General features: G+C 39.2%; 16 protein-coding genes. All 16 read left to right on the top strand.

Annotation, left to right across the window (positions count from 1 at the left end):
- Positions 1 to 93 precede the first annotated feature (93 nt).
- On the top strand, positions 94 to 1572 hold the full coding sequence (gene dgt, locus HII17_RS14030) for a dGTPase (protein ID WP_169075976.1): 1479 nt from the start codon (positions 94 to 96) through the stop codon (positions 1570 to 1572).
- A gap of 205 nt (positions 1573 to 1777) precedes the next feature.
- A complete protein-coding gene (locus HII17_RS14025) occupies positions 1778 to 2140 on the top strand; it encodes a hypothetical protein (protein WP_169075975.1) in 363 nt (120 codons plus the stop codon).
- 208 nt (positions 2141 to 2348) lie between these two features.
- On the top strand, positions 2349 to 3386 hold the full coding sequence (locus HII17_RS14020; RefSeq protein WP_169075974.1) for a hypothetical protein: 1038 nt from the start codon (positions 2349 to 2351) through the stop codon (positions 3384 to 3386).
- Entirely contained in the window at positions 3383 to 3700 is a 318-nt protein-coding gene (locus HII17_RS14015) for a hypothetical protein (protein WP_169075973.1), read from the top strand. The genes HII17_RS14020 and HII17_RS14015 overlap by 4 nt, the downstream gene beginning before the upstream one ends.
- 12 nt (positions 3701 to 3712) lie before the next feature.
- The gene (locus HII17_RS14010; protein ID WP_169075629.1) at positions 3713 to 4060 is read left to right on the top strand and encodes a hypothetical protein; all 348 of its coding nucleotides are present in this window, start codon (positions 3713 to 3715) and stop codon (positions 4058 to 4060) included.
- A 157-nt stretch (positions 4061 to 4217) separates the two neighbouring features.
- Entirely contained in the window at positions 4218 to 4598 is a 381-nt protein-coding gene (locus HII17_RS14005) for a hypothetical protein (RefSeq protein ID WP_169075972.1), read from the top strand.
- Between the two features lie 107 nt (positions 4599 to 4705).
- Positions 4706 to 5203 carry a DUF411 domain-containing protein gene (locus HII17_RS14000; protein ID WP_169075971.1) on the top strand — a complete coding sequence of 166 codons (498 nt, stop codon included), beginning with the start codon at positions 4706 to 4708 and terminating at the stop codon, positions 5201 to 5203.
- Positions 5203 to 6630 carry a TolC family protein gene (locus tag HII17_RS13995; RefSeq protein WP_169075970.1) on the top strand — a complete coding sequence of 476 codons (1428 nt, stop codon included), beginning with the start codon at positions 5203 to 5205 and terminating at the stop codon, positions 6628 to 6630. The genes HII17_RS14000 and HII17_RS13995 overlap by 1 nt, the downstream gene beginning before the upstream one ends.
- On the top strand, positions 6630 to 8387 hold the full coding sequence (locus tag HII17_RS13990; protein ID WP_169075969.1) for an efflux RND transporter periplasmic adaptor subunit: 1758 nt from the start codon (positions 6630 to 6632) through the stop codon (positions 8385 to 8387). The genes HII17_RS13995 and HII17_RS13990 overlap by 1 nt, the downstream gene beginning before the upstream one ends.
- Before the next feature lie 14 nt (positions 8388 to 8401).
- Positions 8402 to 11566 carry an efflux RND transporter permease subunit gene (locus HII17_RS13985; protein WP_169075968.1) on the top strand — a complete coding sequence of 1055 codons (3165 nt, stop codon included), beginning with the start codon at positions 8402 to 8404 and terminating at the stop codon, positions 11564 to 11566.
- Positions 11559 to 12266 carry a PepSY domain-containing protein gene (locus HII17_RS13980; RefSeq protein ID WP_169075967.1) on the top strand — a complete coding sequence of 236 codons (708 nt, stop codon included), beginning with the start codon at positions 11559 to 11561 and terminating at the stop codon, positions 12264 to 12266. Before HII17_RS13985 ends, HII17_RS13980 begins: the two co-directional genes overlap by 8 nt.
- Positions 12266 to 14098, top strand: a complete 1833-nt coding sequence (locus tag HII17_RS13975) for a 2Fe-2S iron-sulfur cluster-binding protein (protein ID WP_169075966.1) — start codon at positions 12266 to 12268, stop codon at positions 14096 to 14098. Before HII17_RS13980 ends, HII17_RS13975 begins: the two co-directional genes overlap by 1 nt.
- Before the next feature lie 24 nt (positions 14099 to 14122).
- A complete protein-coding gene (locus HII17_RS13970) occupies positions 14123 to 14470 on the top strand; it encodes a copper resistance CopC family protein (protein WP_169075965.1) in 348 nt (115 codons plus the stop codon).
- Positions 14471 to 14488: 18 nt separating this feature from the next.
- Positions 14489 to 15385 (top strand): copper resistance D family protein, encoded by an 897-nt coding sequence (locus tag HII17_RS13965; RefSeq protein ID WP_169075964.1) that lies wholly within the window; start codon positions 14489 to 14491, stop codon positions 15383 to 15385.
- Between the two features lie 15 nt (positions 15386 to 15400).
- Positions 15401 to 15871, top strand: a complete 471-nt coding sequence (locus HII17_RS13960; RefSeq protein WP_169075963.1) for a YybH family protein — start codon at positions 15401 to 15403, stop codon at positions 15869 to 15871.
- 29 nt (positions 15872 to 15900) lie between these two features.
- Positions 15901 to 16374: a YybH family protein gene (locus HII17_RS13955; protein WP_169075962.1), complete on the top strand. Its 474-nt coding sequence runs from the start codon at positions 15901 to 15903 to the stop codon at positions 16372 to 16374.
- Positions 16375 to 16412 lie beyond the last annotated feature (38 nt).

The raw sequence follows: 16412 nt of genomic DNA, 5'->3' as shown, positions 1-16412 counted from the left end.
AAATATATAGATAGAGTCCAAGCATTTTTAATGCTTGGGGGATTAGCGGCTATTGAATTTAACGATAAGTAACATCAGGAAAAGTAAAAAAGCATGGATTACAACAGCAAACTAAAACATGAGCGCTTTCGATCATCAACAGCGCCAAAAGATACATTAGATGAAGAAATGGAATCAGACCGAGGGCGTTCAATTAATTCTGCTGCGGTAAGAAGGCTTCAACAAAAAACTCAAGTATTTCCTCTGGAGTCAAATTCAGCCGTTAGAAGTCGCCTAACACATTCATTAGAAGTTCAGCAAGTTGGAAGATATATCGCTAAGCTTGTATTAAAAAAGATAACTCAAAATGACAAGTTAAAAGAACTAGGTTTAGAAGACAAACAAGACGGTTTTACAAGTGCTATTGAGATCGCGTGCCTGCTCCATGATGTTGGTAATCCACCGTTTGGGCACTTTGGTGAGGAAGCTATTAATATGTGGTCTGAAAAGTCACTATTAAATATTTTTACTCAAAAATTTGGCGAAGTTATTAAGGAAAACTATTTAGTCAAAGATCTACTTTGTTTTGAGGGTAATGCCCAAGCGATCCGTCTCCTCCATAGCTTGCAGGATTTAAACCTTACATACTCACAAGTGGCGTGTTTAATAAAGTATACCAGACCTGCTTATGAACCAAAGCCAAATGATGCTACGGATTCGTTTAAATATAGAAAGAAAAAACCGGGCTATTATTTCTCCGAGGAAGAGTATGTTCATACACTTCAAAACAGCTTGAATATAGCGTCAGGAAATCGATTTCCTTTAACCTATATAATGGAAGCGGCAGATGACATATCTTATTGTATTGCGGATCTTGATGATGCATTAGATAAAGACATTCTAAATGTAGAGCAGCTTCACGATGCCATCAAGGAAATTTGGGAGTCTTATTTAGACGATGAAAGAATTGATAACGCAGTCATTAAAAAGCGTTATTTGCCAAATCTCGCTGACAATGCTTATGAGAGGTGTCAGTTAGAAAATCATAATAAAAATCATAAATATATCCTTACGTTAAGAACTAACTTAGTAAACGATTTGGCAAACTATGCATCAGATCGATATATTGATAACCATGATGAGGTATTCAATGGGACACTTGATGCGTCGCTGCTAGATGGCAATGATGAATTCAATTTAGCTACTGAAGTTCTGAAAAATGTCGCAGCTAAATATGTATTCTCTGCTAAAGAAGTGGAACGATTAGAGTTGCAAGGCCATGCAATAATATCAGGTTTGCTTGATATCTATACACCACTGCTCAATTTGGATTATGAGGATTTTAAAACACTCTCTCAAAATGAATTTTTAAAATCAAGTCCCATCGAAACTAGGTTATACCATGACTTATCAAATAAGCATAAGCGTTGTTATTGCGAATGTGTACAGAGCGTATTTGAAAAAGAAGAGGTATCTGATGCGGATAAAATATTAGAGCTATACTACAGATCGCGGTTATTGATCGATTACGTAAGTGGCATGACAGATCGATATGCGTTCGAAGAATATAAAAGTTTAAAAGCGATAGATTAATATTGCTAATAATAACAGTGGTATTTGCTTTTTTAATCATTACTGCGACAATAACCGCTGCTTTAATGCGGCGGCTTTTCAGAGAAGCCCGTTCCCACGAAAACAGGACGAAATGGATTTACTCTGAACTAAAAAGATTAAGTATTCATATAAAAACTGAGTGACATAGGTGCGTGGCCTAGCGTTGCCGTTTTTTGGTGTATTGATGTCTTTTAATAAAGAAGACCTGCTAGTAAATATAAAAAGGCAGGCAAAACGATTATCTAAATTATTAACTATTCCTCTTGGACAGGCCCAAGAAGGGGTATCTATTTGTCTTTACGGCTGTGACAGTTACAGCGATTTACTAGTAAAAATAAAAGCTGAATCTTTTGACAACCCATTGGTAGCACTGTCTGCTCTCTCACCAAACTCGGAAATATTTTTAGTAAAAATATTAGCTAGTCACCTAGATGGCATCATTGGAAATTTTGCAAAAAAATTTCCCGGCTCCAATATAAATGAAGAAATGGTCGTATCCCTATTTGGGCTTAGCTTTTCAGAGTTCAAACTCAAAATATCTACCTAAAGTTGCACAAATACGTAAGTTGTCATTTTGTTTTTTGGCGATATTATAAGATGAAGGCTGAACGGACAGCCTACGCCTACACATGTTTTTCGCCTTGAAAAACGTGAACAGTGAAGCGGAGCATCCGTAAAAATTTGGTTACTTGAACAATAAATAAAGCAATGTGTTGGTAGGCCATTGTTTATTTGAAAGTTGTTTGGAGAACTAAATGATCTCACTTTATCAATTAAAGAATAAGCTTAACAAACAAGCAAAAGAGTTTGCTGATTTACTAGAGTTTCCTGATCTTTACGCCCAAGGTTTGTGGGCTAGAGGTGTTTATAACAGACCTCACTTTTCTGATGCCCATAATTGTCTCTCTGAGGTATTTGAACAGAAAAAGCTGGACTCAATTCTAAAGCACGATTCCCTGAAATACTTAATGATCAACGAATATGATGATCAAGAAATCATTGAGTCGCTTCATAAAGAAATTGAGTCAATGGCAAACCGTATCGAAAGCCTGATGCTGGTAGATATCGAAATATTAGAGTTAGTTTCAGTGATATACCAAGTTTTAGGGTTACCTGAAGATGCTAAGTTTATTGTTAATACAGGCCCGGATTTTAGGTTAGAGTGGCGACCTTATTTTGATGCCTTTGAAGACCCGCTGATAGTCCAATACGCGGATTTAAAGTTACACGGTTGCTATTACAGGCTCATCGCTTCAAAGTTTCCGTTTGAAAAGCTTTCCTTGGATAACATCAAAAAATACATGTACATCAATCATGTAAACCATGATGGTGAGTTCGAAGGCTGTATTTCTGAAGGAAATACATTTTCTAAGCATGAGCACTGGCTGGTGTTGACACTTGAATTATTCAGTAGCGGCAATGTAAATAAGGCTCAGTTCAATCCAACAACCTTCAAAATCGAAGGTATGCGCTATTTGGTATATGGCTTCCCATTGATTCCTTCCTTTGTATCTGATTGGCACAAACCTGATTTATGTCTACGAGTCAAAAATCTAGATGGCGATCAGAAGTTCATTGTTCGTATTGATCAGCAAGCTCTTGTTTTCCATGCACGCCGTGTCGATACCAATTTTTTTAACACCATCGATTATGAAAAATATATTTCGTTGTATCAGTCTAGCGTTCTGTCACATTTTGATGCTGACAACAATTTACTAAAAGTTAATGGAGTTAAGTACCTTAGTTTTTTCCGCCCGTTTTGCCTAGAAGATAAGAAGGAAGCACAAGCATGAAACCAAGAGTAAAACTAACTAACGCAACACTCATCTCAATTAAATCTGACTCAGAAGATAAGGTTAAACAGGCGCTTTACGCTACTTTTGCTGAGGATAGTAAGAACGGTAAAAAAGGTGAGGCTTTGTTCACTACGAAAGTCATGGAAGTAATCGGTCTTGAATATAGAACCTTTGGTGCTGACTTTTATACCTTAGATGCTGAACCTAAAGACTTTGAAGTAAACGTATTTGAGTTCAATTTAATGCATGAGTGTATGTATTCTCCTGATGATTTATTAGAGTTGCGAGATATGCTCCCAGCTAGTTGTTAGTAGGGGAATACGTTGGAAAGAACATATTTAGAGGATGCCTGCATAGTATCTGTTTACGACTACCAAGAATTTGAAAAACTATTTATCGGCGATTTTCTATCTGGCGTTGTTATTGACGACGAAACATTCAGATTTCGGCCATTTGAGCAAATCGTGACTTCAAAGATTGTTAGCAAATCTGCTGATGGGGATAAGTTAGAAATAAACACACATAGTGGGAGTTGCTATGTGATTGATGCTGACCATAAGTTAATTGATATTTCGTTTGTTGAACTGGTTGTTATGAGAGCAGGAGCTTATTCAGCACATCGAGTTTTAGAAATGAGGGAACAACTTAAGTTTCGAAATAAAAGTCATTGAATAACGAAGATAAGAAGACTGACGAGATTATTATGTGTCACTTATACCGTTGAAAAATTTGACGATAATCAAATATTCATAAATGTTTATACAGCATCAATTGACTTAGTCAAAAATTTGCATTAGTGTTAGAGCCGTATATTTGTAAGAGAATTTTATGTCTAAAGCATTTTCAAAAGTCTTAGTAATGACGCTTATGCTGGTTGCCTTTGTAGGGCAAGCATTTGCGTATTCTGCTATGTCTTGTGAAATGTCATCAGGTTCTCACGAATCACACATGAACATGGATCATTCCAAAATGAGTCATCATGAAGGAATGAATCATGGGGATATGAATAAAAGCAGTAATGGTCAATCAGAAGATTGTTGTGATGTTGAATGTGCTTGTCCTGCAAATGCTTGTTCATCTACTACAGTCCTAAATTCCAGTGTTAACTCGACAGATATTCATTTTTTGAGCGAATCTGTAGCTGTTCTACAATTTAATCAACCTCACTCAATTTCGACTTCCCTTTATCGTCCACCAATTTTTGCCTAATACAGGATTAGTGCGTCCAAATTTCGCACACATGTAATCAATTTTTCTGTTAGTCAATATAGCGTCATAGCGCTATAGATATTTTCCAGCAATGTCTGGGGGCAAAAATGATCAATAAGTATTTAAAAATAGCAGTTGTAATGCTGCTTTCACCTGCGTTTGCAAACGCAGGTGAACATAAACATGCAGACAATCACGACGTAACACCTTTGGAGTTAATCGTTTATAAAACCCCTACTTGTGGGTGTTGTAAAAAATGGATAACTCATATTGAAGACAAAGGGATCGTTGCACATTCCAAAGATTTCCGAAACATCAGCAATATCAAAACTAAGTATGGGATCAAACCTAATTACCGTTCATGTCATACAGCGGTTAGTCGAAATGGCTTTGCCTTTGAAGGACATGTCCCCGCTAAATTTATTCAGCAGTTCTTGACAGAAGAACATCCAAATGCCATTGGGCTTTCAGTTCCAGCAATGCCAGTTGGCTCTCCCGGTATGGAAGTCGGTGACCGCTTTATGCCATACAACGTGTTAATTCTATTTAAAGATGGAACGAGTAAAGTCTATGCAAAAGTTAAGACATACGAGGAGCAATTCTAATGAAATTGAACGCTTCAAACCTTACTTCACTTTCAACTGCACTAATACTCGGCTTATCTGTATTCTCAGCTCAAGCTGAGAAAGTAGTGTCGCTTGAACAAGCTATCACCTTAGCTCAGCAAAATGATCCTTGGCTTCATGGTAGCCGATTGAAACAAAGTGCAGTTGAAAATAGAAGTATTGCTTCAGGTACTTTGCCTGATCCGAAAGTATCGCTAGGGATAATGAATTTACCAACAGATACTTGGGATTTAGATCAGGAAGGAATGACTCAGCTAAAGGTTGGCGTCTCTCAAATGTTTCCGAGAGGCGACAGTCTAAAGATCAAGCAAGACCAGTTACAAATTGAGTCCACGAAATTTCCACTGCTACGAGAGGATCGTAAAGCTAAGTTGAAAAGCCAAGTGTCACAACTTTGGTTAGATGCTTACTTAGCCCAGAAAACTATTAAATTGATTGAAGATAATTGGTCTCTCTTTGAGCAGATGGCGGAAGTGGCTAAAGCTAGCTATTCAAACGTTGTTGGTAAAACTAGACAGCAAGATGTTATTCGTGCTCAATTGGAAATAGTGCAGTTAGATGACAGATTAACTTCGCAAAAGCAGAAACTAGAAACGACAATCGCTCGCCTTAATGAGTGGCTTCATATTTACGATGCTGACCGATTGAATGAATCATTCAACTTTGACGCGCAACCACTAGAGTTTAGCGTCTCAAAAGAATTGCCTTCGATTCAATTGAATAATCCAACAGTCCTAAAAGCATCTAATTACTCAAGAAATCTATTGGCTCAGGCTCTTGCTAATCATCCAGCCATACTTGCAATTGATGTAAAACGCAAATCTTCAGAAAAAGGTGTTGAATTAGCTAAACAGCAATATGAGCCGCAATGGGGTGTTAATGCGAGCTATGCCTATCGTGACAATATGCCTTCTGGTGATAGCCGAGCTGATTTATTTTCTGTTGGGGTAACGTTTGATTTACCGTTGTTTACCGAGAACAGACAAGATAAGCAAGTTGCAGCTTCTATTGCAGATTCAGAGGCTGTTAAAACCGAGAAACTATTGCTGACAAAGCAAATGATCAGTGCGGTGGAAAAGGAGCTTAGACAGCTTAAGCGTTTATCTGATAGACAATCTATCTATCAAGAACAACTCCTTAAACAAACTCATGACCAAGCGGAAGCGTCTTTGACGGCTTACACCAATGATGATGGCGATTTTGCCGAAGTTGTTCGAGCAAGAATTGCCGAATTAAATACCAGAATATCAGCTTTAAGAATTGATGTTGATGCACTTAAAACAGTTACTCGCATCAACTATTTCTTTGCGCATTCTCAATCTAAATCAAATGCTGAACATAAGCCATTGCACACTTCGCACAAAACTAATCAGCACTTATCCAATAAGCAATTTGGAGAAAAATAATGTCAACGAATACGAAAACAATTATTGCCGTCATTATTGGGGCAGCACTAGGTGCAGGAGCATTGAGCTTATATCAAGGTGCAGGCTCAAACAGTGATACTGATGAAGCTACATCAGCAGAGAAACAACCGCTGTATTGGGTTGCACCGATGGATTCTAATTACCGCCGGGACAAGCCCGGTAAGTCGCCTATGGGGATGGATTTAATTCCTGTGTATGAGGAAGGATCATCTGGTGATGACTTTGGCCCCGGAGCAGTAAAAATTGCGCCTCATGTAGTGAATAACCTTGGGGTTCGCACTGCACCTGTTGAACTGAAAAATATGCATACTGAAATCTCAACGGTAGGTTACGTTCAATATGATGAAGATAAGCTAATTCATATCCACCCACGGGTTGATGGCTGGATTGAAAAACTTTACATCAAAGCAGCAGGTAACCCTGTAGAGAAAGGGCAGCCTCTTTATACACTATATTCTCCTCAGTTAGTTAACGCGCAAGAAGAACTGTTAATAGCGTTAAAGCGCGATAATAGTTCCTTAATTTCAGCAGCCAAAGATCGCCTTAAAGCGTTACAGCTTTCTTCAGATTTCATTCAAAAGTTAGAAAAGACAAGAAAGGTTCAGCAAACAATTACCTTTTATTCACCACAAGCAGGTGTCGTCGATGGTTTGAAGGTTAGAGAAGGTTTTTATGTAAAGCCGGGAAACACCTTATTAAGCATTGGCCAGCTAGATCAAGTTTGGGTTGAAGCAGAAGTGTTTGAACGTGACGCAGCCTTAATTAAAAAAGGACTTCCTGTATCAATGACACTGGATTATTTACCCGGTGAGGACTGGGCTGGTGTCGTTGATTATGTTTATCCAACATTGAACAGTAAAACACGCACACTCCGAGTGAGATTGAAATTTGATAACACAGACTATCAATTAAAACCAAATATGTTTGCACAAGTCTCTATTCACGCTAATCAAGCTGATAGCACCATCCTCGTGCCTAAAGAAGCCGTTATTAGAACAGGTAAACAGGACAGAGTAGTACTTGCGTTAGGTGATGGGCAATTTAAATCTATTGAAGTGACTATTGGCCGGGTTGATATCGACAGCATCGAAATATTAGACGGCTTAAATGAAGATGACGTTGTGGTGACATCTGCCCAATTCTTGATTGATTCTGAATCAAGTAAAAGCTCTGACTTTAAACGAATGACTCATGATGAAGTGCCTAACTCTGTTTGGATGCAAGGGGATGTTAATAGTGTTATGGCAGGGCACCGCATGGTTAATATTTCACATGGCCCTGCTGAAGCTTGGGATTGGCCTGAAATGGTTATGGATTTTACTGTGGCTGAAAAAGTCGATATTGACTCATTAAAGTCAGGTCAATCTCTGCACTTTGAAGTGAGTAAAACCGAAGGCGGTGGATATGAAATTACTGGAATTCATATCATGAGTGAGTCTGGTGATATGAGTGAAGAAGTATCTTTTGCAACAGTATCAGGTCTAATTAATTCTATTAATGTTGATACGCGTGTTCTAAATATTAGCCGAGGTCCAATAGATAAATGGGATAGACCTGCTGCGACGATGGATTTTATCGTCGCGGACAATATAGAAATAGTTGATTTCACTGTTGGTGATAACGTCATTTTCACCTTTGAGGTAAGAGATGACTTAGTTATCACTGACATTTCTCTTGAATCAGATGAACAACACGGCAAGGAAAATAAAGCTGCTGTTGATCATTCTAATCATTAAGTGGGAGAAAAATAATGATTGAATCAATTATTAGATGGTCTATCGGCAATCGTTTCTTTGTTTTGTTGATTACCTTAATTATCGCGTTTGGTGGTTTGTATTCATTACAAAAAACGCCAGTAGATGCACTCCCCGATCTTTCTGATGTGCAGGTGATAATTAAGACGAGCTATCCGGGACAGGCACCACAAGTAGTGCAAGATCAAGTGACGTTTCCCCTTACTACAGCCATGTTGTCAGTACCGGGAGCGCAAACTGTTCGTGGTTACTCATTTTTTGGTGATTCCTACGTCTATATCATTTTTGATGATGATACTGATTTGTATTGGGCTAGAAGCAGAGTACTTGAATACTTAAGCCAAGTAGCATCAAGCCTGCCTGATTCGGCAAAACCACAATTAGGACCTGATGCGACAGGAGTGGGTTGGGTATACATCTACGCTTTAACAGATAAGTCAGGAAACCATGATCTAAGCCAATTAAGAAGTATTCAAGACTGGTTTTTAAAGTATGAATTGCAAACTGTTCCGGGCGTGTCTGAGGTTTCCGCCGTTGGCGGTATGGTTAAGCAATATCAGGTACAAGTCGATCCCGACAAGCTCAGAGCTTATAACGTGCCGTTAAGTCATATCCAAATGGCACTTAAACGAGGCAATAAAGAAACTGGCGCATCCGTTGTGGAAATGGCGGAAGCTGAATATATGGTTACTGCTACGGGATATATTCAATCAGTTGGAGACATAGAGAAAATTCCACTTGGTATTAACGAACAAGGCACGCCATTGCGTATTGGTGATGTTGCTACCGTAAATTTAGGGCCTCAAATGCGCCGTGGTATCGCAGAGCTTAATGGTGAAGGCGAAGTTGTTGGTGGTGTTGTCGTTATGCGCTTTGGTGAAAACGCCCAACAAACCATAAACGGTGTAAAAGAAAAACTTGGATCGCTTAAATCTTCTCTACCAGAGGGGGTGGAGATTGTTCCTGTCTATGACAGATCGAAGTTAATAGATCGTGCTGTTGATAATCTTTGGAGCAAGTTGCTAGAGGAGCTTGCAGTCGTTGCTATTGTCTGTGTGGCTTTCCTATTTCATCTTCGCTCATCTATTGTGGCAGTTGTTACTCTACCACTAGGCATTTTGGTGTCGTTCATCATCATGTATATGCAAGGCATCAACGCCAATATTATGTCTTTAGGCGGTATTGCGATTGCGATTGGTGCGATGACTGATGGTGCAATAGTGATGATTGAAAATATGCATAAGCATATGGAGAAAACACCACTTACAGATGAAAACCGCTGGCAAATCGTAGCCAAGGCTGCGAGTGAAGTAGGCCCTGCATTATTTTTTAGCTTACTGATTATTACAGTCTCATTCTTACCTGTATTTATCTTGGAAGCGCAAGAAGGAAGAATGTTCTCTCCGCTCGCTTATACAAAAACCTATGCAATGGCGGCATCAGCAGGCTTGGCGATCACATTGGTGCCTGTATTGATGGGCTACTTTATTCGAGGCAAAGTTGTTTCTGAAAAGAAAAACCCGTTAAACCGATTATTGATTGCTATCTACTTGCCTGTTTTAAAACAAGTTATGAAGTTTCCAAAATCGACAATAGTAGCAGCAGTATTAGTGACTATCATTGGTTTTTGGCCTGTAGATAAAATTGGTAGTGAATTCATTCCGCCATTGGATGAAGGCGATCTCATGTATATGCCTACTACCTATCCCGGTATTTCAATTGGTAAAGCAAGGGAGTTATTGCAGCAAACAGACAAGCTTATTCGCACTGTGCCAGAAGTTGAAACAGTGTTTGGTAAAGTAGGAAGAGCTGAAACTGCAACCGATCCTGCACCTTTAACCATGATTGAAACCTTTATTCAGTTGAAGCCACAAGAAGAGTGGCGTGAGGGAGTTACAACAGAATCGTTAAAAGCTGAGTTTGATAAGTTGGTTAAGTTTCCGGGCTTAACCAATGCTTGGGTTATGCCAATCAAGACTCGAATCGACATGTTAGCTACAGGTATAAAAACACCAGTAGGCATTAAAGTTGCCGGACCAGAGCTTGATGTAATTCAGGAAATCGGCCAACAAATAGAGCAAGTTTTACCCGAAGTTGCAGGCACAGCGTCAGTTTATTCTGAGCGCGTAGCAGGTGGACGATATATTAAGGTTGATATTTCACGAGATAAGGCAAGTCGCTTTGGGTTAAACATCGAAGATGTTCAACAAGTGGTTTCTACAGCTATTGGTGGTATGAACGTTACCCAAACGGTAGAAGGTCAAGAGCGTTACCCTGTTAACTTACGTTATCCGCAGGATTATCGTGATTCTCCAGAGCAGCTTGCAAGGTTGCCAGTTGTAACACCAAATGGACAACGCATTGCACTAGGTGATGTCGCAGATATCCGAGTAGAAAATGGTCCGCCGGGGATTAAGAGTGAAAATGCTCGATTAAATGGCTGGACGTTTATCGACATAGACGGTGTTGACGTAGGTACTTATGTTGAAAGTGCAAAAATACACTTGGCTAATAAACTAAAACTACCAGCAGGTTATTCAATTACTTGGGCTGGGCAATACGAATATATGGAAAGAGCAAAAGAAAAGCTCACCTATGTACTGCCATTAACACTCGCCATTATTGTTATTTTACTTTACCTAAATTTTAGAGCGTTTAGTGAAGTGGCGATCATTATCGTTACCTTGCCGATGGCAATGATTGGTGGCTTATGGTTGATGTATCTGGAAGGGTTTAATTTCTCAGTTGCCGTTGGTGTGGGCTTTATTGCGCTGGCTGGTGTTGCGGTTGAGATTGGCGTGATCATGCTGGTTTACCTCAATCAAGCACTTGCTGAGCTTAAAGAAAAAGCCGAAGAGCGAGCTGAACTTATATCAGATGACGCTTACCAAGAGGCATTATTACACGGTGCTGGCTTACGTGTTCGTCCAGTAATGATGACAGTTGCCACAATCATTATCGGCTTAATGCCTATTTTATATGGTACAGGTACAGGCTCTGAAGTAATGAGTCGTATTGCTGCACCAATGGTAGGAGGCATGACAAGTGCTGTACTGCTCACTCTTATTGTACTTCCTGCGATTTACTCAATCGTTAAAAAGCCTGAAGTAAATGCCTTTAACAAAGGGCTTTCTAACTTGGAGCAAGATAATAATGCTTAGTAGAGTTAGAAAATACCACAAATGGCTAATGGCTTTTGTCGGAATACAATTTCTGTTTTGGTCTATTACTGGTGTGTATATGGTGACTATGGATATTCACTATATACACGGCGAAACCTTGGCTAAGAGTGAGGAAGCCAAAATAGATTTAGCTAGTGTGGATTACTCCATTGCAAAGCTTGCTGCTGATTACTCTGAAGCTAGCCAAGTCACGCTTACCCAAAGCATGGGCGACCCTTTGTATTCTTTTATTAATGGAGAACAGGGGAAAGTAGCAATTGACGCTAAAACTGGGGCTGTTCGTCCGCCCGTTGATGAAGTCAAAGCTAAAGAAATCGCGCAATACCATTACGCAATGAATCATGAAATCAACGGCATAAGGCTGATTCAATCAGTCACAGATATGCCTGCTGAGTTATCTCCAAGACACTTACCCGTTTGGAGAGTAACGTTTGACCAATTCGCCACACCGACATTTTATATAAGTCAACAAACAGGCGCACTTGTTGCCAAGCGTCATGATTACTGGCGTTTGTTCGATTGGATGTGGCGTTTTCACATTATGGATTACGATGATGGAGAAAACGTATCTAACTGGTTTTTGTTCTTAGTTGCAACTCTAGGTCTAATGGGCGCAATTACAGGCGCTGTATTGACTTATTATCGAGTGCTTTCTCCAAATAAAAAGGGAGTCATTTGATGCGACTATTTAAGTTGAATACATCGGTACACAAATGGCTTTCTTTATTTGTTGGTTTGCAACTGCTTATTTGGTTGGGAACGGGCCTTTACTTCAATTTGATGGATCATAATAAAGCCAGTGGTAATGAGCTTAGAGTTCACTCTCATCATGAAGGTAACATTACAGACTTTAGATTTATCCCTATTAAAGACATTACTAGTGAAGCACCTCAAGAAGTAAAACTTATATGGATTTTACATCAGCCTTACTATCACTTTGTGTTCAATAAGGGACAGCATAGCTACCAAGAACGCCACTCAAAGCTATTTGATGCTGTAACAGGAAAGCCATTTAATCTGTCGGATGAACAAGTACTAACTTTGGCAAAAAACTCCTACTCAGGTGAGGGGAAGTTAACTACTCCAGTGTTATCTCAGCCTCCATTTTCTGACCACGTGAGGCAGCAAAATCCTATGTGGCAAGTTGTCGTTGAGGATGAGAATAATACAACTATTTATTTAGATAGTATTACAGGGCAAGTGCTTCGCCATGCCAATGATGATTTCAGATTGAAAGATCTGATGATGAAGCTTCACTTTATGGACTATGGCAACTCTGGAGGGTTTAACCATTGGTTGATCATTGCATTTGCTTTTTCAACGCTATTCCTTTCAGTTACTGGCGTAACTTGGCTGATACAGCAATATCAAAACGGTTTTCTAAAGCCTGTTTGGAGTAGCAACAAGCAAAAAGTGGCTGTGACTTTTTCTAATGAAAATACAATTACTGACATCTCAGCAGTTGGCAGCTCAACGGTATTAGCAGGACTAGAGAGTTCACATGTTTATCTTACGTCAAGTTGTGGTGGAGGCGGTACATGTGGCAAATGCATGTTCTTAAGTTCAACTCAATTACCTATCACACTTTCTGAGCAGGAACATTTATCAGATGAGCAGCTAAAGGAAGGTTATCGGTTAGGGTGTCAGCATCGGTTCTCTGAAATTAGCTCGATTGAAGTTAATACGGATCGCAATATTGAAAATCATGAGCTGGTTGTTGTTGCGACTAACTTCATTACTCCTTTTATCAAGGAAGTGAAATTTAAAGTGAAATCAGGAAAACGATTGGTATTTAAAGCTGGTGCATATATGCAATTTGAAGTGCCAGCAGGGATTAATAGTTTACGCCCAGATGATATGCCAGAGAACTATGAAAAATACTGGGAAAGTTACTCTCATGGAAGGTTTTCTCATGACGGTGTAACTCGTCACTACTCATTAGTTAATTTTGACGAGGAATCAGATGAGATAACGTTTAATATCCGCTGGCAGACTGCTAAGGATGGTTTTAGGGCAGGTATAGGTTCAAGTTACTTAGGTTCACTACAAGTGGGTGAAACTATAGCGGCAAAAGGTCCTTTTTCAGACTTTTACGCTACTTCAAATAATAAGGTTCGTCGCATCTTTATTGGTGCTGGTTCAGGACTTGCCCCACTGAGGTCCATTATTTTTGAACAGTTGAAAAAGCACCATTTTCAAGGTGATATGACACTCATCTATGGTGCTCGAACTGAAGATGATTTGCTGTATCACAACGAGTTGAACTTGTTGAGTGAGCAGCATAAAAATTTTTCTTATATTCCTACACTTTCTAACCCTTCAGAACAATGGGAAGGACACTCAGGCTATGTGCAGCATGTGCTATTGACTCATTTGGTTAAAGGAATAGAAGCCTTTTCAACAGAGTTTTATTTATGTGGTCCTGAAGCAATGATGAATGAGCTAGAAAGGATAATTACTGATGTTGGTATACCCAGCAATCAAATTTTCAAAGACAAATTTAGTCGTTAATTCATAAATTAAACAGAGGTAAATATGAAAACATTAATTAAATTTTTAACCGTAATCAGCGTTGTTTTTAGTAGTGCGGTTTTCGCGCATGTGCATCTTGAAAAAAGCGTGCCTGCTGATAATGCAATGCTAATGAAGACTCCAGAAGAGTTAAGGTTGGCATTTAGTAAAGAGGTTCGTGTAGTCAAAATTACATTGAAAAACAAAAAAGGTGAAAAGGTTAAGTTTGGCTTTAAACCTACTAAAGAAGCCCACACTGAATTTACATGGAAACTACCGAAGCTAACACCTGCGAACTATATAGTTGATGTGACTTTCTTAGGTAAAGATGGGCATAAAATGAAAGATAGCTTTGGCTTTATGGTTCACTAGTCTAATGGAGTGATTGCTATGGAAATGTATATCTGGAATACAGTCATTGTACTGTCAAAAATTGTATTTTACGTCGGCTTTGCCTGTATTGCTGGTTATACATTTTTCAGGCAAATTTTTGAGCACAACGAGTCTCATAACAATTCGGTAGTAGCGAACCTAAAATGGATAAGGGCTTCGATAATCGTCGCTTTGATTGCAAATGCCATTTGGTTCTTCGCTAGTACTGGTGCGATGGCAGAAGAAGGCATTCAAGGTGCTTTTGACCCTGATATCTTAGACATAATGTGGGACTCTTCTATCGGCGATGGAACTTTACTTAGAGGTATAGGATTAGCTCTAGCGATATTCGCGATAACGTCACACATTAAATTCAAATCTGTTGCGCTGAGCAACAGCATAAAAATAAGCATTTTAGGGCTTAGCCTTATAGTACTTTCCTACACCTTTACTTTGTTCGGTCATGTATCTGAACTAGGAGTGCTCGAAAAAGTATTGCTGATGCTCCATGTGCTTGTTATGGCTTGGTGGTTCGGAGCGTTGTTTCCGCTTAAACAAGCTTGCCATGAACAGGACTATGAGCAGCTCTACTCATTGATGGACAAGTTTGGAAGGCAAGCAAGTATCGCGGTGAGCCTATTATTGGTTGCTGGCCTTTGGTTAGCTTTTCAATTAGTCGGAACATTTGCGGCACTGTTTAGTTCAAGTTACGGGCAAACATTGTTGCTTAAATTAGCTCTTGTCGTTTCGATATTAGGCATCGCAGCTAAGCATAAATTAAAACTCGTCCCACAACTTAAAAATAACGATGTCAGAGAAGCACTATCTAAATCTATCTCGATAGAAATGGTAGTAGCTTTTGCCATTTTATCTGTAACGGCTGGGCTTACTAGTGTTGTTGGCCCTGCAAATTAAAACCTATAAGAGAGAATGAAAATGAAAACAATAAATATATTACTCGTTTTATTAATGACGTTTAGTTTCGCAGCAAACGCTCATGGTGATAAGAACAAAGACAAAGGTTTGTTTAAAGGTATAAATACCCCTGCCGCAAAAGTTGTTTTGGCATTTCATCAAGCACTAGAAACGGGTAATAAGGATCTAGCAAGAGCACAGTTGGCTGATGATGTGACCATCTACGAGGGAGGTCGTGTTGAAAGAAGTGCTGATGAATACGCCCATCACCATATGCTGTCGGATATGAAATATCTCGCTTCTATGAAGAGCAAAACACTAGAACACCAAGTAACGGTACTTGGAAACACCGCTATATCTGCCTCACGTAGCCACACTCAAGGTACATACAAAGGCAAAGAGCGTGATTATCAAGGCATGGAAACAATGGTTCTCGAAAAGCAAAACGGTGAATGGAAAATCAAGCACATTCATTGGTCACACTAATTTATTGGTCAAACAACGGAGAACAACAAATGACTAAATATATAGTAATTAGCATTCTGAGTATGCTGGCATTTTTTTCAAATGCGCATGATGAAAGCCACATGAATGACGAAAAGCAAATTACTCACATCATTCATCAAATTAAATATGGTTGGGAAAATGGCGATGGTAAGCCTTTTCTCAAGCACTTTCTTGATTTTAAAGGAGCAAGGTATTTTGAATCGGGCGGTCAAAATGTTGGGCTTAACGATTTGATTGAACACCATGTTGAACCAGAAAAAGACGCGTTGGTTTTCTTGAACTTGGATTTTTCCAATATCCAAATTCATATTGAAGATGGTTTTGCTTGGGCAACTGCCGATACAGAAGTCAAAGGCGAAGTGAAAAAATCAGGAAAAACCTTCGATAAAGCAGGTTTCCAAACGTTTCTATTTAAGAAAGTAGATGGTGATTGGAAAGTGCTTCATACGCATTCTTCTAGCAGAAATCGAGTAAAGAAATAGTTAAGTAGGTCAGTGGAAAAATAGCTATCAGTACAAAT

The sequence above is a fragment of the Thalassotalea algicola genome (assembly GCF_012932965.1).
GTDB lineage: Bacteria > Pseudomonadota > Gammaproteobacteria > Enterobacterales > Alteromonadaceae > Thalassotalea_F > Thalassotalea_F algicola.
This window is presented reverse-complemented; position numbering and strand designations above follow the sequence as displayed.